13 protein-coding genes, 1 tRNA gene and 1 pseudogene are annotated in these 16061 nt (G+C 67.1%); 5 read left to right on the top strand and 10 right to left on the bottom strand.

The annotated features are described in order from the left end of the window. The first annotated feature begins 185 nt into the window (after positions 1–185). Entirely contained in the window at positions 186–917 is a 732-nt protein-coding gene (locus AB4Y80_RS03790) for a FadR/GntR family transcriptional regulator (RefSeq protein WP_442211997.1), read from the top strand. Positions 918–1016: 99 nt separating this feature from the next. On the opposite strand, the gene AB4Y80_RS03785 is transcribed toward AB4Y80_RS03790, so the two are convergent. Then, positions 1017–1089 (bottom strand) — tRNA-Arg (locus tag AB4Y80_RS03785). Between the two features lie 292 nt (positions 1090–1381). On the opposite strand from AB4Y80_RS03785, the gene AB4Y80_RS03780 reads away from it, so the two are divergent. Beyond that, positions 1382–3211, top strand: a complete 1830-nt coding sequence (locus tag AB4Y80_RS03780) for a phosphoenolpyruvate carboxykinase (GTP) (protein WP_442211996.1) — start codon at positions 1382–1384, stop codon at positions 3209–3211. A 103-nt stretch (positions 3212–3314) separates the two neighbouring features. Here AB4Y80_RS03780 and AB4Y80_RS03775 read toward each other — a convergent pair. From AB4Y80_RS03775 to glmS, 6 genes and pseudogenes are all read right to left on the bottom strand, one after another. After that, a pseudogene (locus AB4Y80_RS03775) lies at positions 3315–4346 on the bottom strand (ISL3 family transposase); the annotation flags it as partial. 193 nt (positions 4347–4539) lie between these two features. Further along, a complete protein-coding gene (locus AB4Y80_RS03770) occupies positions 4540–5625 on the bottom strand; it encodes an inositol-3-phosphate synthase (RefSeq protein ID WP_442211995.1) in 1086 nt (361 codons plus the stop codon). A gap of 216 nt (positions 5626–5841) precedes the next feature. Then, positions 5842–6879 (bottom strand): L-glyceraldehyde 3-phosphate reductase, encoded by a 1038-nt coding sequence (gene mgrA, locus AB4Y80_RS03765; protein ID WP_442211994.1) that lies wholly within the window; start codon positions 6877–6879, stop codon positions 5842–5844. Positions 6880–6981: 102 nt separating this feature from the next. Further along, positions 6982–8589, bottom strand: coding sequence for a bifunctional ADP-dependent NAD(P)H-hydrate dehydratase/NAD(P)H-hydrate epimerase (locus AB4Y80_RS03760; protein WP_442211992.1), 1608 nt, complete (start codon positions 8587–8589; stop codon positions 6982–6984). A gap of 1 nt (position 8590) precedes the next feature. Next, a complete protein-coding gene (locus tag AB4Y80_RS03755; protein WP_442211990.1) occupies positions 8591–8938 on the bottom strand; it encodes a holo-ACP synthase in 348 nt (115 codons plus the stop codon). 47 nt (positions 8939–8985) lie between these two features. Beyond that, positions 8986–10908 carry a glutamine--fructose-6-phosphate transaminase (isomerizing) gene (glmS, locus tag AB4Y80_RS03750; RefSeq protein WP_442211989.1) on the bottom strand — a complete coding sequence of 641 codons (1923 nt, stop codon included), beginning with the start codon at positions 10906–10908 and terminating at the stop codon, positions 8986–8988. A gap of 140 nt (positions 10909–11048) precedes the next feature. Here glmS and coaA point away from each other — a divergent pair, with 140 nt between their 5' ends. From coaA to mscL, 3 genes are all read left to right on the top strand, one after another. After that, positions 11049–12017, top strand: a complete 969-nt coding sequence (gene coaA / locus AB4Y80_RS03745) for a type I pantothenate kinase (RefSeq protein ID WP_442211988.1) — start codon at positions 11049–11051, stop codon at positions 12015–12017. Then, positions 12018–13007 (top strand): D-alanyl-D-alanine carboxypeptidase family protein, encoded by a 990-nt coding sequence (locus AB4Y80_RS03740; RefSeq protein ID WP_442211987.1) that lies wholly within the window; start codon positions 12018–12020, stop codon positions 13005–13007. 71 nt (positions 13008–13078) lie between these two features. Continuing rightward, positions 13079–13474 (top strand): large conductance mechanosensitive channel protein MscL, encoded by a 396-nt coding sequence (gene mscL, locus AB4Y80_RS03735; RefSeq protein WP_442211986.1) that lies wholly within the window; start codon positions 13079–13081, stop codon positions 13472–13474. 7 nt (positions 13475–13481) lie between these two features. Here mscL and glmM read toward each other — a convergent pair whose 3' ends face one another. The 3 genes from glmM to rplM all read right to left on the bottom strand — a co-directional run bounded on the left by glmM (position 13482) and on the right by rplM (position 15969). Continuing rightward, the gene (glmM, locus tag AB4Y80_RS03730) at positions 13482–14828 is read right to left on the bottom strand and encodes a phosphoglucosamine mutase (RefSeq protein WP_442211985.1); all 1347 of its coding nucleotides are present in this window, start codon (positions 14826–14828) and stop codon (positions 13482–13484) included. A 145-nt stretch (positions 14829–14973) separates the two neighbouring features. Further along, entirely contained in the window at positions 14974–15489 is a 516-nt protein-coding gene (gene rpsI / locus AB4Y80_RS03725; RefSeq protein WP_442211984.1) for a 30S ribosomal protein S9, read from the bottom strand. Between the two features lie 36 nt (positions 15490–15525). Continuing rightward, positions 15526–15969: a 50S ribosomal protein L13 gene (gene rplM, locus AB4Y80_RS03720; protein ID WP_442211983.1), complete on the bottom strand. Its 444-nt coding sequence runs from the start codon at positions 15967–15969 to the stop codon at positions 15526–15528. Positions 15970–16061 lie beyond the last annotated feature (92 nt).

The following is a 16061-nucleotide window of genomic DNA, read 5'->3' as shown; positions in this document are numbered from 1 at the left end:
CCGCGGGGGCGGCCCATAGGCAAGTGGTGGGACATCCGATATTCTATGCTCAAGATCACCTTGTGCTCCGGTTGCACCAGGGCCGAGGCGCCGGCCCGGGTGGGCGTGGCGTCCCGGACTCATGTGCCCGCAGCCTGCAACACCACGTGAATGATCCGCTCATGAAACATCATTAAGGAGTTCCATTGGTCACCTCGGCAGCATTCCCCAAGGCGCGCTTCAGCGCCCAGACGCGCCTGCGCGCCCTTCAGGCGGACATCATGGAGCTCATCCTGGACCGGGACCTGGACGCCGGAGATTCGCTGCCGACCGAAAGTGAACTCTCCGATGTCCTGGGCGTGGGCCGCAATACCTTGCGGGAATCGCTGAAAGTGCTCCAGGCCCTGGGCGTCATCGAGATCCGGCACGGCTTCGGCATGTTCGTCGCCCCCAGCAACTTCGACGCCCTGGCCGACGGGCTGACGTTCCGCGGCCGCTTGTCGCTGCGCCACGAGGGGCTGGAGGCCCTGCAGCTGGTGGACGTCCGCCAGGCCCTGGAATCGGGACTCATCGCCGCCAGCATCGCCGCCGTCACGCCGGAGCACCTGCCCAAGATCGAGGCCGCCGTGGTCACGATCGAGGCGCTGGCGCTGCAGGGCGAGACGTTTGCCGAGGCCGACGCCGAGTTCCACCGCCTGCTCTTCGAGCCGCTCGGCAATGAACTGCTGACCAACCTGATGAGCGTTTTCTGGAAGGTCTACCGCAAGATCCACCTGGAGATCGGCATGGGCGGCACCGACCTTATGGACACGGCCGCCGAGCACCGCGCCATCTTCAACGCCGTCTCCAGCCGGGACGCCGCCACCGCCGCCGAACTGCTCAGCCGCCACTTTGACGGCATCCGCGCCAGGATCCAGGAGTTCGTCGAGGGTTCCTGACGCGGCCCCGGGGGGCGATTCCGGCGCGGCCCCCGGGGCGCCTTCGGGGTCTTAAGCAAGGAAGCCCGGCACCAATCGGTGCCGGGCTTTCCCGTCAAGTGCGCGCGAAGGGATTCGAACCCCCAACCTTCTGATCCGTAGTCAGATGCTCTATCCGTTGAGCTACGCACGCATATTTTGTTACCTTGACTTCCAACCGTTGGGCTTTGCGTCCCTCGGGCCGTGAATAACTCTAACTCTACCTTGCCCGTGAGTCCAAATCGAACGGTGGGCACCCCTCTCGACTAGACCGGTCTAGGTGATCTATATCACAAATGTTGACCATGACAAATTAATAAATTCGCGGAATGTAGGCGTTTTTCCAAGAGTGGGAAGCTGGATGTCCCATGTCCCTTGGGCGGGAAACCCGTTTTTCGGGCCATAGCATTTAGTCACACCAACTGACCCCAATGAAGGGATACATGATGGGCCACGCGCCACTGCAGGAATCTGTTGAGCAGGCTACCACGACCCACCAGGGCCTCGCCGCCTGGGTTGCGGAAATTGGGGAGCTTACCCAGCCGGAGAAAATCCACTGGGTTGACGGGTCCGCGCAGGAATATGCGGCGCTCACCGGCGAGTTGGTGGAGTCCGGCACCCTGACCCGGCTCAACCCCGAATTGTTCCCCAACTCCTTCGCGGCCTTCTCCGACCCCAAGGACGTGGCCCGTGTTGAGGGCCGGACCTTCATCTGCTCCGAAAAGGAGCGCGACGCCGGTTTCACCAACAACTGGATGGAACCGTCGGAGATGAAGGCCATCTTGAAGGACCGCTTCTCCGGGAGCATGCGCGGACGCACCATGTACGTGATCCCCTTCGTCATGGGCCCGCTGGACGCGGAGGACCCCAAGTTCGGCGTCGAAATCACCGACTCCGCCTACGTGGTGGCCTCCATGCGCATCATGGCCCGCATCGGCACCGAGGTGCTGCGCAAGATCGAGGCAACCAACGCCTTCTTCGTCCCGGCCCTGCACTCCGTGGGCGCACCATTGGCCCCCGGCGAGACCGACGTCGCCTGGCCGTGCAGCGATGAAAAGTGGATCGTGCACTTCYCCGAGGAGCGCTCCATCTTCTCCTACGGCTCCGGCTACGGCGGCAACGCGCTGCTGGGCAAGAAGTGCTTCGCCCTGCGCATCGCCTCCGTCATGGCCCGCGACGAGGGCTGGCTGGCCGAGCACATGCTCATCCTCAAGCTCATCAGCCCGGAGCAGAAGACCTACCACGTGGCGGCGGCCTTCCCCTCGGCCTGCGGCAAGACCAATCTGGCATTGCTCGATCCCACGATCGCCGGCTGGAAGGCCGAGACCCTGGGCGATGACATCAACTGGATGCGTTTCGGCAAGGAAGGCGAGCTGCGCGCCGTCAACCCGGAGGCGGGCCTCTTTGGCGTCGCCCCGGGCACCGGCTGGAGCACCAACCCGAATGCCATGGCCGCGATCGCGAAGGGCAACTCCATCTTCACCAACGTGGCGCTCACGGACGACGGCGGCGTGTGGTGGGAGGGCATGACCGACGAGGTGCCCGCCCACCTGACCGACTGGCAGGGCAACAGCTGGACGCCCGACGCCGGCCGCCCGGCCGCGCACCCGAACTCCCGCTTCTGCACGCCGATTGACCAGGTCGACATGCTCTCCAGCGAGTACTTCGCCCCCGAGGGCGTGGAGATCAACGCCATCCTCTTCGGCGGCCGCCGCAAGACCACCATCCCCCTGGTGACCCAGGCGCGCGACTGGATCAATGGCATCTTCATGGGCTCCACCCTGTCCTCGGAGACCACGGCCGCCGCCACCGGCGCCGTCGGCGTGGTCCGCCGGGACCCGATGGCCATGCTGCCGTTCATCGGTTACGACGCCGGCGACTACCTCAAGCACTGGATCGACCTCTCCGCCAAGGCAGACCAGGGCCGGCTGCCGAAGATCTTCCTGGTGAACTGGTTCCGCCGCACCGCTACCGGCGGCTTCGCCTGGCCCGGCTTCGGCGAGAACAGCCGCGTGCTCAAGTGGGTCATCGAGCGCATCGAGGGCACCGCCGATGCCGTGGAGACGCCCATCGGCTTCGTCCCGACCAGCGACTCCCTGGACCTGACCGGTCTAGACCTGTCGGCGGACGACGTTGCGGAGGCCGTAAAGGTTGTGCCGGCCGAATGGGATGAGGAGCTGAAGGGGATCGAGGAGTGGTACGCCCGCTTCGGTGACTCGCTGCCGGCCGAAATGTCCGGCCAGCTGGCCGAGCTGAAGGCCCGCTTCGCCGCCTGACCAAAACTGAGCATCACCAATTACTGAGCACCACCAGTCAAAACTGACCCGCAATAGATGTCGAAAAACCCCGGAAATCCGGCTCTCCTGACGCATCCGTGGGTTAGTTTCGGCCTGGGAGGGCGGGTTTGCGGCCTCCCAGGCTGAGCATGGCTAGGGCGATGAGGGCTTCGGGTTTCTTGAAGCCGAAGGCGACGCGGGTGATGAGTCTGATCTTGGTGTTCATGGATTCGATGAGGCCGTTGGAGAGTCCGTGCTCGATGGAGGCCAGGATGTTGGTGCGTTGGGTGGTGATGGTTCGTTGGAGTTTCACGAAGGATGGGAGCCTGCAGCGCCGGGCCCAGKCRACCCAGGTATCGAGGGCTTCGCCGGCGTCCTCGGGGGGCAGTTTGAAGATGGTGCGCAGGCCTTCCTTGAGGTAGTAGGCGCGGGCGAGGTCCGGGTTGGTTTGCACGATCCAGGCGAGCTTGGCTTGTTGTTTTTCGGTGAGGTCCTCGGGGTTCTTCCAGAGCGCGAAGCGGGAGCCCTTCAGCCCTGCGGCACGGGCGCTGTCGGGCCGTGGCGGGGCGCCCTTGGGCGGGCGGCCGCGGCCCCGGTAGGGTTCGTTGGCGCGGGCGGCCTTGCGGGCCTGGTTCCACGCACCGCGGCGGACCTCGTCCAGGGCGTCGGTGGCCCATGAGACGACGTGGAACGGGTCCGCGCAGCGGACGGCGTTGGGGCATTTCTTGGCCACGACGTGGGCGATCCAGTCGGCCCCGTCGGCGGAAACATGCGTGATCGCGGCGGATCGTTGTACACCGAGGGCGTCGAAGAACTTGCTCAGCGTGGCGATGTCCCGGCCCGGGGCCGCCCACACCAGCCGGCCCGAGTCGTGGTCAACGACGACGGTCAAATACTTGTGTCCGCGCTTGTAGGAGATCTCGTCGATGCCGATCCTGCTGAGGTTCGCGAACGGGTCGAAGGAGGCTGCGGTGTCCTCCCAGACCCGGGTGATRATCGCMCCGACGGTCCGCCAGGCGATGCGCATCAAGTGCGTGACCGCGGTCTTGGAGGTTTGGGTTGCCAGCCAGGCRACCTGGGCGTCAAAGGCMAGSGTGTGTCCGGCCTGGTGCCGGGCCCAGGGAACGGCGGCCACCCGAGCAGAGTTCCCCATAGAGTTGCTTCTCGCACGCCGCTTTCCGTTCTTCAGTTTCTTTTCTTAGACAGTCAGAAACCTAGACGGAAAGCGGCGTGTTTTTCCTTAAGCCACGCCAAACGAACCCACGGATGCGTCAGGAGAGCCGATTTTTCGACGTTTATTGCGGGTCAGTTTTGCCGGGGTGCGGGGTTTAGCGCTCGATGTCCCCGCGGATGAAGGCCTCGACCTTGTCGTGGGCGACATCGTCGGCGAACTGCTCCGGCGGGGACTTCATGAAGTAGCTGGCGGCGGAGGTGATGGGCCCGCCGATGCCGCGATCCAGGGCGATCTTGGCGGCGCGGACGGCGTCGATGATCACACCGGCGGAGTTCGGCGAGTCCCACACCTCCAGCTTGTACTCCAGCGACACCGGGGCGTCGCCAAAGTTGCGCCCTTCCAGGCGGACAAACGCCCACTTGCGGTCATCGAGCCACGCGACGTAGTCGGACGGGCCGATGTGGACGTCGTCGGCGCGCAGCACCGCGGAGGTGTTGGACGTGACGGCCTGGGTCTTGGAGATCTTCTTGGACTCCAGGCGCTCGCGCTCGAGCATGTTCTTGAAGTCCATGTTGCCGCCGACATTGAGCTGGTAGGTGCGATCCAGGATCACGCCGCGGTCCTCGAAGAGCTTGGCCATCACCCGGTGGGTGATGGTGGCGCCCAGCTGGCTCTTGATGTCGTCGCCGATGATCGGCACGCCGGCCGCGGTGAACTTGTCGGCCCATTCCTTGGTGCCGGCGATGAAGACGGGCAGGGCGTTCACGAACGCCACGCCGGCGTCGATGGCGCACTGGGCGTAGAACTTCGCGGCCGCGTCGGAGCCGACGGGCAGGTAGCACACCAGGACGTCAACGTTGGCGTTCTTCAAGGTGGCCACGACGTCCACGGGGTCGGCGTCGGATTCGACGATGGTCTCGCGGTAGTACTTGCCCAGCCCGTCCAGGGTGGGGCCGCGCAGGACCGGAACGTTCAGCGCCGGCACGTCCGCCAGCTTGAGCGTGTTGTTCTCGCTGGCGCCGATGGCGTCGGAGAGGTCCAATCCGACTTTCTTGCTGTCAACGTCAAACGCGGCAACGAAGGTCACGTCATTGACGTGGTAGGGACCGAACTTGACGTGCATCAGGCCCGGAACCTTAACGGTGGGATCGGCATCGCGGTAGTAGTGGACGCCCTGCACCAGCGATGAGGCACAGTTGCCCACTCCAACAATGGCAACCCGAATAGGATGATTGGACACGGAACTCCTTCTAACTCTTGCAAAAGGGTCCGGCGCCCACCTTTTGTGGTCAAGGGCCAACGCACGCCTTCACAGTTGACATAAAGAGGCGGCGCACGGCGATTCGACCGGACCTGACGCCCTACTGGCGCCCATAACCATACTAGTCAATTCCGCGCGGGCCGATTTTGTTCCCGCAGGCCCGCCCGCCCCGGTGGGCCTGCCCGGGCCTGGACGCTACTTTTGCGCCCACCGGTTGATGTCGGAGTCGACGGCGAACTCGTCAATGGCGGTCAGCTCGGCGTCGGTGAAGGCCAGGTTGTTGATGGCGCCCACATTGTTTTCCAGCTGCGTCACGCTGGAGGCGCCCACCAGGGCGGAGGTCACGGGGGCGCCCTTGACCTGGTCGCGCAGGATCCAGGCGACGGCCATCTGGGCCAGCGATTGCCCGCGGCCGGCGGCGATCCCGTTCAGCGCCCGGACCCGGCGCATCTTTTCCTCCGTCAGATCGGTTTCGTGCAGGAAGCGCTCCTTGGCGGCCCGCGAGTCCGCCGGGACGCCGTGCAGGTAGCGGTCGGTCAGCAGGCCCTGGGCCAGCGGCGAGAAGGCGATGGATCCGGCGCCGAGGGTCTCGAGCGCCTGGTACAGGTTCGGCTCACCGTTTTCCGTCCACCGGTTCAGCATGGAATAGGACGGCTGGTGGATGAGCAGCGGGGTGCCCATCTCCTTCAGGATCCGGGCCGCCTCGAGGGTCTGGGCCGGCGTGTAGGAGGAAATTCCGGCGTACAGCGCCTTCCCGGAGCGCACCGCGTAATCCAGCGCCCCCATGGTCTCCTCCAGGGGCGTTTCCGGGTCGGGCCGGTGGCTGTAAAAGATGTCCACATAGTCCAGTCCCATGCGCGCCAGCGAGTCATCCAGGCTGGAGAGCAGGTACTTGCGGGAGCCCCATTCGCCGTACGGGCCCGGCCACATGTAGTAGCCGGCCTTGGTGGAAATGATCAGTTCATTGCGGTGGGCGGCAAAGTCGGCCTTGTAGTGGCGGCCAAAGTTGGTTTCGGCGCTGCCGTCCGGCGGGCCGTAGTTGTTGGCCAGGTCAAAGTGGGTGACGCCCAGGTCAAAGGCGCGGCGCAGGATGGCGCGCTGGACCTCAAACGCCCGGTCATCACCAAAGTTGTGCCACAGCCCGAGCGAGATGGCCGGCAGTTTCAGCCCGCTGCGGCCGACGCGACGGTAGGGCATGGTTTCATAGCGGTTCTCCGCGGCACGATAAGTCATGTCCCCATCCTGCCACCCCCACCGGCGTTGGGCGGGCCGCGAAGGTGGCCCTCCCAGACACCCCCAGGGACCCGGGCCGCCACGGAATCGGTTCCCCCTCGATCAGTCCGGCAGGCCGGCCCAGGTCGGCGGGATCCGGGCCGCCAGCATGCCCGCGTTCAGGGGCGCCCCCGGTCCGGCGGTCGCCAGCCGGCCATGAAGCGCGGCGGCCAGCGCGGCAACTTGCGCCCACCGGGCGTCGGCGGCGAGTCCCGGCAGGCCCCAGCCGTCCCGTTCGGCCGTCATGGCCAGCAGCGCCGCCAGCATGCCGCCGAGCGTGTCGCCGCTGCCCGCAGTGGCCAAGGACGCCGCGCCGTCGGACTGGGTGAAAACGGTCCCGTTGGGGGCGGCCACCACGGTGGTGGGCCCCTTGAGCAGGACGGTGGCCCCGGTCAGGCCGGCCGCCTGCCGGGCGGCCGCGAGCGGTGCCGCCTCGATCGCGGCCCGGCTGCGCTCAACCCCGAACCGGGCGAAGAGCGCCGACAGCTCCCCCGCATGCGGGGTGAGGATGACGTGCGGGCGCGGGAGGGGCTGTTCCCTCCCCTGCTGTTCCCTTCCCTGCGGGGGTGCGAGCAAGTCCAGCGCCCCCGCATCCAGCACCGTGGGCAGTCCGCTGTCCAGGGCCTGCGCGGCGCGCTCGCGCTGGGCCGCGTCGCCGTCGATGCCCGGGCCGGCCAGCCATGCCTGGACGCGCACGTCCTCCGGGCTGTCCGTGGAGCTGACGGCCTCGGGGTTGCGCACGGCCAGCGCCGCCGCCACCGGCGCCGGCCCCAAATACCTGACCATGCCCGGGCCGCAGGCCGACGCCGCGGCAACGGCCAGCAGCGCCGCGCCCGGGTACTGCGCGGAACCGGCCACAATCCCGGCCACGCCGCGCGTGTATTTCTGGTCCCCCGCCGCGACGCGGGGCAGCAGGGCCGCCAGGTCCGCGCCGTCGAGCCGGAAGACATCCGGTTCTCCGAGCAGTTCGCCGATGCCGATGTCCACCACCGTGACGACGCCGCAGAGCTGTTCCCCTGGGGCGGCGAGAAGTCCGGTCTTCGCGGCCCCAAACGTAACCGTCAGCTCCGCGGCCAGGACGGGGCCGGTGACTTCACCGGTCGTGGCGTCCACCCCGCTGGGGAGATCGCACGCCACCACGGCCGGGCCGTTCCCGCCGGCCACCAGGTGGCTCAGCTGTGCCACCACCCCGGCCGCCGGTCCCCGCAGGCCGCCCCGTCCCCCGGTCCCGAGCAATCCGTCCACAAGCACGTCGGCACGACGTATTTCAGACAGGAACGGCCACGAGGGACTGGCCGCCGCGGCAGGCGCCGGGGCCGGTCCTGGGGCCTGTCCTGGGGCGCCGGGCGCCCACTCGAGCCGGCCGCCGGCTTTCGTGAAGGCCGCCAGGGCGCCGGGGTGGGTTCGGGCACTGGTGAGCAGCGCCGTCGTGCGGGCGCCGGCGGCAGCCAGGGTGGCGCCCGCGTAGAGGGCGTCGCCGCCGTTGTTGCCCGAGCCGATCAGCAGGACCACCCGGGCCCCGTAGACCCGCCGGCCGCGGGCGCGCAACACGGACCGCACGCCGAGTGCGAGTCCGTGGGCGGCACGCCGCATCAGCTCGGGCCCGCGCCCGGCATCGAGCAGGGGTTGTTCGGCGGTCCGGATGGCGTCGGCGGTGTAGGCACGGAGCATCCTAGCCCTCGGCGATCACCATGGCCGTGGAGACGCCGCCGTCGTGGCTCATGGACAAGTGCCAGTGCTTGATGCCCTTGGCCTTGGCCACTGCCGCGACGGTGCCGGTGACGTTAATGGTGGGTCCGTGTTCGTCCAGCCCGATCCAGCAGTCCTGCCAGTTCATGCCCGCGGGCGCACCCAGGGCCTTGGCAACGGATTCCTTGGCGGCGAACCGGGCGGCCAGGGACTGTGTGTTCAGGCCGCGTTCGGCCGGCACGAACAGCCTGTCCCGCAATCCCGGGGTGCGCTCCAGTTGGCGGCCAAAGCGTTCAATGTCAACAACGTCCACACCAATGCCAATAATCATGACCCCAGCCTATCCCGGGCATTCCCCGCCCCGGGGCCGGGACGCGGCTACTCGACCGTGACCGACTTGGCCAGGTTGCGCGGCTGGTCCACGTCGTAGCCCTTGGCCGTGGCCAGCTCGCAGGCGAAGATCTGCAGCGGCACCGTGGTCAGCAGCGGGGCCAGCAGCGGGGTGGTTTCGGGGATATAGAAGACGTGCTCGGCGTGTTCTGCCACCGATTCGTCGCCCTCCTCGGCGATGACAATGGTCTTGGCGCCGCGGGCGCGGACTTCTTGGATGTTGGAGACCACCTTGGCGTGCAGGGAGTCGCGGCCGCGGGGGGACGGGACCACCACGATCACCGGCTGCCCCTCCTCGATCAGGGCGATGGGCCCGTGCTTGAGCTCACCGGCGGCGAAGCCTTCCGCGTGGATGTAGGCGAGCTCCTTGAGCTTCAGCGCGCCCTCCATGGCCACCGGGAAGCCCACGTGCCGGCCCAGGAACAGCACGGAGCGGGTCTCTGACATGCTCCGGGCCAGGTCCTTGACCTGCTGCTCGTTGGCCAGGACCTTGGCGATCTTGGCCGGCACCTTGGCCAGGTCCGCCAGGATGTCCTTGATCTGGCCCTGGAACAGGTTGCCGCGCAGCTGTGCCAAATACAGGCCCAGCAGGTAGGCGGCGGTGATCTGGGCCAGGAAGGCCTTGGTGGAGGCGACGGCGATCTCGGGCCCGGCATGCGTGTACAGGACGGCGTCGGATTCGCGCGGGATGGTCGAACCGTTGGTGTTGCAGATGGCCACCGTCGTGGCGCCCTGTTCGCGGGCATAGCGGACGGCCATCAGCGTGTCCATGGTCTCCCCGGACTGGGACAGGGACACGATCAGGGTCTTGTCGTCAACGATCGGGTCGCGGTAGCGGAATTCGTGGGACAGCTCCACCTCGGTGGGGATGCGGCACCAGTGTTCAATCGCGTACTTGGCCACCTGGCCGGCGTAGGCGGAGGTGCCGCAGGCCAGCACGATGATCTTGTTGATGGTCTTGAGGACGTCGGCGTCGATGCGCATTTCATCCAGCGTCAGCCGGCCGTCGACGTCGGAGCGGCCCAGCAGCGTTTGGGCCACGGCCTCGGGCTGGTCGTGGATTTCCTTCTCCATGAAGGACGGGTAGCCGCCCTTCTCCGCGGCCGCGGCATCCCAATCCACCAGGTATTCGCGGCCCTCGGCCGGGGCACCGTAAAAGTCGGTGATCGTGACGGTGTCGGCCGTGATGGTCACCACCTGGTCCTGGCCCAGCTCGACGGCGCGGCGGGTGTAGTCGATGAAGCCGGAGACGTCCGAGCCGAGGAAGTTCTCGCCGTCGCCCAGGCCCACCACCAGCGGGGAGTTCCGGCGGGCTGCCACCACGGTCCCCGGGTGCTCGGCGTGCGCGGCCAGGAGCGTGAACGCACCCTCCAGCCGTTGGGCGGCCAGCTGCATCGCTTCGCTCAGGCGTGCGCCGTCGGCGGAGCCGCCCGCCTCAACGCCGCCGTCCCCGGGGAGTGAGCGGTAGATCTCTCCCAGCAGGGCCGCGGCCACCTCGGTGTCGGTGTCGGAGATGAAGCGGTGGCCCTTGGCCAGCAGCTCGGCCTTCAGGGGTGCGTAGTTCTCAATGATGCCGTTGTGGATCACGGCCAGGCGGCCGCCGTCCACCACGTGGGGGTGGGCGTTCTTGTCGGTGGGCCCGCCGTGCGTGGCCCAGCGGGTGTGGCCGATCCCGGTCATGGCCTCCGGCAAGGGGTGGGCGGCCAGCTCGGCGGTCAGATTTGCCAGCTTGCCGGACTTCTTGCGCATGGCAATGCCGTCGGCGGCCACCACCGCCACCCCGGCGGAGTCGTAGCCGCGGTATTCCAGGCGGCGCAAACCCTCCATCAGGACGTCAAGCGCCTGATGGGGACCTGTCCCCGAGGCATTGACTGAGGCGATGTTCCCGACGTATCCCACGATTCCACACATGAAAACCAATCATAACGCCCGAAATTTTCGTAGGACGTTCTACCTCAGGCGACGGTGGGCCGCACACGTCGGTCTTAACAGACCCCCGCGTGACGGGCCTCATTTCACACACCACCGCAAACAAGGCAGAATCTACTTTTGTGACTTCGCAAAGAACCGAGTCCGGCAATGGCGACGGCGCCTCTCCCTTTGTGGAATTGGATCGCCAGACCTGGTCGCGCCTCGCCAACAGGATCGAGCAGCCCCTCAACGAGGAGGACCTCCAGCGTATTCGGGGCCTGGGTGACCAACTCGACATGCGTGAGATTCGCGACGTCTACCTCCCCCTGTCCCGTTTGCTCAACCTCTACGTGGGCGCGGCCGGGCACCTCCACAGCGCCACCACCACGTTCCTGGGCGAACGCGGCAGCCGCACGCCCTTCGTGATCGGGGTGGCCGGCTCCGTCGCCGTGGGCAAATCCACCACGGCACGGGTGCTCCGCGAGATGCTGCGCCGTTGGCCGGACACCCCGAACGTGGAATTGGTGACCACCGACGGCTTCCTCTACCCCAACGCCGAATTGGCCCGTCGCGGCCTGATGGATCGCAAGGGGTTCCCGGAGTCCTACGACCGCCGGGCCCTGCTCCGCTTCGTCAGCGCCGTGAAGAGCGGCGCCGAGGAAGTCCGCGCCCCCATGTACTCGCACCTGACCTACGACATCCTGCCGGAGAAGGAGGTGGTGGTCCGCCGGCCCGACGTGCTCATTGTGGAAGGGCTGAACGTGTTGGCCGCCGCCCGCCCCCGCCTCGACGGCCGGTCCGGGCTGGCCGTCAGCGACTTCTTCGACTTCTCCATCTATGTGGATGCGAAAACCCGTTACATCGAGCAGTGGTACATCGAGCGCTTCCGCTCGCTGCGCACGCGCGCCTTCGCCAACCCGGAGTCGTATTTTCGCCGGTATGCCGATCTCTCGGATGCCGAGGCCGTGGAAACCGCCACACAGATCTGGAAGAGCATCAACGAGCCCAACCTGCTCCAAAACGTGCTCCCCACCCGCGGCCGCGCCCAGCTGGTGCTGACCAAGGACGCCGACCACTCCATCCGGCGAATGCTGCTGCGAAAGGTCTAAGTGACCGGCACGGGGCGCCGCGAGGGGCGCCGGACCCGGCGGACGGGGTGGCAGCGGATCCAGCAACAGCTGGACTGGCCCCACCCGGGCGGGATCCTGCTCGCCCTGGCCGGCGCCGCCCTGGTGCTCGCCGGTGCAATCGCCGTCGGCGACCCCGGACCCCGCACGACGCCGGCCCCGGATGCCGCCGCCTCCTCGCCCTCTGCCGGGGTCACCGGCACCGCGTCCGCCACGTCCCCGGCCCCGGCGGACGCCACGACGACGGCCGGCCCGTCACCGGCGTCGTCCGCCACAGCCACGGCGGAACCGCCGGTGGCCGGGGCCGCTGCCGATTCCCCCATCCAGTCGCTGTTCGCCGCCCCGCGGGTGGCCGGGACGAGTCCGGCGTTGCTGAACATCGCCAATCCGGCAAGTTTCCTGGTGCTGGTAAACAAGGCCCACTCGCTGATTCCTCTCGGCTACACGCCCCCGGACCTGGTGACCCCCCAGGCGGCGACGGGCTCGGGCGAACCGGCCAGGCTGCGTCGGGACGCCGCGGCCGCCGTGGAGCGCATGTTTGCCGCGGCCGCCCGGGACGGGGTGCAGCTGAGAATCATGAGCAGCTTCCGGTCCTACGCGACGCAGGTCACCCTGTACGAGAGCTATGTGGCCCGGTACGGGCGGGTCCGGGCGGACACGGCGTCGGCCCGGCCCGGCTTCTCCGAGCACCAAACCGGGCTGGCCCTGGACATCGGCGACGCCGCCGCCCCTGCGTCCTGCGACTTCACCGCCTGCTTCGCCGGCACGGCGGCGGCGCAATGGGTGGCCGCGCACGGGGCCGCCTACGGCTTTGTGGTGCGGTATCAAAACGGCTTCCACGCCCAGACGGGCTACGCCGCGGAGCCGTGGCATCTGCGCTTCCTGGGCCGGGTGGTGGCCCGGGACATGACCGCGCGCGGGTTCCACACCTACGAACAGTATTTGGACGTGCCGGGCGCCCCGAGGTACTAAGATTCAACGCCCCGGAAATCTAAAAGGACCATAAAAGTCCGCTGCGGGCGGATCTGCGGTACTTTGGGGGCATGCTCAAGGGATTTCGGGATTTCATCATGAAGGGCAACGTCGTCGACCTTGCCGTGGCCGTCGTCATTGGTGCCGCCTTCGGAGCCGTGGTCAACGCGCTCGTGGCGAATGTCCTGATGCCCCTGATTGCCGCGCTGACAGGGTCCCCCAACTTCGACAGCTTTGCCCTGGTCACCCTCAACGGCAATGACCTCAAGTTCGGGGTACTCTTGACCGCCCTGGTGAACTTTGTGTTGATTGCCGCCGCCGTCTACTTTGTCGTCGTCGTGCCCATGAACCACATGATTGCCCGGCGCAACGCCAGGCTCGGCATCAAGGAGCCGGAACCGGCCGCCGATCCGCAGATTGTGCTGCTGAGAGAAATCCGCGATTCCCTCCGGGCGCGGGACTCCTAAGAGGCTCCTAGAAGGAGAGTTCCGCCCGGACCACCGTGACAAGGTCCTGGCAGATCCGTTCCGCGGTCGCGATGTCCGCGGCTTCGACCATGACGCGCACCAGCTGCTCGGTGCCGGAGGGCCGCAACAGCACCCGGCCGGTATCGCCCAGCTCGGCCTCGGCCTTGGCCACGGCGGCCTTGACGGCCGGGACAATGGCGGCGCGGCTCTTATCGACGCCCGTGACGTTGATCATCACCTGGGGCAGCTTGGTCATGGCGGCCGCGAGCTCCTTGAGCGTCTTGCCCGTCTTGGCGACCTGGGCAGCAAGCTGCAGCCCAGTCAGGAGTCCGTCGCCGGTCGTGGCGTAGTCGGAGAAAATGACATGGCCGGACTGCTCCCCGCCCAGCGAGTAGTTTCCGCGCCGCATCTCCTCAAGGACGTACCGGTCGCCGACGGCGGTCTCGCGGATGGTGATTCCGGCGTCGCGCAGGGCGATCTTCAGGCCCAGGTTGCTCATGACCGTGGCCACCAGGACGTCGTCCCGCAGTTCCCCGGCCGCCTTTTGGGCCAGGGCCAGTACCGCCATGATCTGGTCGCCGTCCACGGCGGTGCCCTCATGGTCAACGGCCAGGCAGCGGTCGGCGTCGCCGTCGTGGGCAATGCCCAGGTCGGCGCCGGTGGCGACCACCATCTCCTGAAGCTGCTCCAGGTGGGTGGAGCCGACGCCGTCGTTGATGTTCAGCCCGTCCGGGCTGGCCCCAATGACGATGACCTCGGCTCCGGCGTCCGTGAACACCTGCGGCGAACAGCCGCTGGCCGCACCGTTGGCGCAGTCCAGGACGATCTTGAGCCCGTTCAGGCGGTGCGGCAGGGTGCCCAGGAGGTGAAGGATGTACCGGTCCTCGGCGTCGGAGAAACGCTGGATGCGTCCGACGTCCACGCCGATCGGACGGAAGGCGTCGTGCTGGAGCTGGGCCTCGATGGCGTCCTCGATGTCGTCGGCCAGCTTGGTGCCGCCGCGGGCGAAGAACTTGATGCCGTTATCCGGCGCCGGGTTGTGCGAGGCGGAGATCATCACGCCAAAGTCCGCACCGAGGTCCGCGATCAGGAAGGCCGCGGCGGGAGTGGGCAGCACGCCGGCGTTGTAGACGTCCACGCCGGCGCTGGCCAGGCCGGCCTCGACGGCGGCGCCGATGAACTCCCCGCTGGCCCGCGGGTCCCTGGCCAGCACGGCGCGCGGCCGTTTGCCTTCGCTCATTTGTTCGTGGCCCAGGACCACGGCGGCCGCCTGGGCCAGGGATAGGGCAAGCTCAGCCGTCAGCAGGCCATTGGCCAATCCGCGGACACCGTCGGTTCCAAATAATCTAGACATCCTCACCAGTCTAAATCATCGATTCGCCAAACCCGCCCGCCGGGGCCGGCGGGCGGGGTCCGGACCTCCCCTCGCGCAGGCCTTCGGGGGCACAAAAATCCCCGGCCGCCTGAGGGCGACCGGGGATTTGTTGCGTAAGAAAAATTTAGCGCTTGGAGTACTGCGACGCCTTGCGGGCCTTCTTCAGACCGGCCTTCTTGCGCTCGATGACGCGGGCGTCACGAGTAAGGAAGCCGGCCTTCTTCAGCGTGGCGCGGTTGTTCTCGGTGTCGATCTCGTTCAGGGAACGGGCCACGCCAAGACGCAATGCACCGGCCTGGCCGGAGGGGCCGCCACCGTGGATGCGGGCCATGACGTCGTAGGCGCCTTCGAGGTCCAGGATGCGGAACGGGTCATTGACTTCCTGCTGGTGGAGCTTGTTCGGGAAGTAGTCGGCCAGTTCGCGGCCGTTGACAACCCACTTGCCGGTGCCGGGAACGACGCGCACGCGGGCGATTGCCTGCTTGCGACGGCCGACGGCTGCCCCGGATACCGTCAGGGCCGGGCGCTCCTTCTTAGGGGCGGCGTCGCCGGCGGGCGCGCTTTCACTGGTGTAGCTGGTCAAAACTTCGGCCTCGGCCACGACGGCCTCGGTGTTCAGCTCTTCAGAATTCTGAGCCACGATTCTCCTTGATAAATATTTGGGTGGTGGCCAGGACTACTGGGCGACCTGGGTGATTTCGAACGTCTTGGGCTGCTGAGCGGCATGCGGGTGCTCGGCACCGCGGTAGATCTTCAGCTTGGTGAGCTGCGCTGCCGCCAGTGAGGTTTTCGGGAGCATGCCGCGCACGGCCTTCTCCACGGCACGCACCGGGTTGGATTCCAGCAGTTCCGCATAGTTCATGCTTGAGAGGCCGCCCGGGTAACCGGAGTGGCGGTAAGCACGCTTCTGCTCGAGCTTGGCGCCGGTCAGGGCAACCTTCTCGGCGTTGATGATGATGACGAAATCGCCCATGTCCATGTGGGGAGCGAAGGTCGGCTTGTGCTTTCCACGCAGCAGAGTTGCGGTCTGGCTGGCAAGACGGCCCAAGACAACGTCGTTGGCATCAATAATGTGCCACTGACGGTTGATATCGCCGGGCTTCGGGGTATACGTACGCACGGTTTTTGCCTTCGTTTCTTGTTCTTAGGTGGTGTCACAGATGGTTGACACCTGCTATCTATGCGTTTACCGGAACAGAGGTGAGGGCTCTA

Source organism: Specibacter sp. RAF43, assembly GCF_052114065.1.
Taxonomy (GTDB): Bacteria; Actinomycetota; Actinomycetes; order Actinomycetales; family Micrococcaceae; genus Specibacter.
Note: the sequence above shows the minus strand (reverse complement) of the source record. Positions and strands in the feature narration are given on the sequence as shown.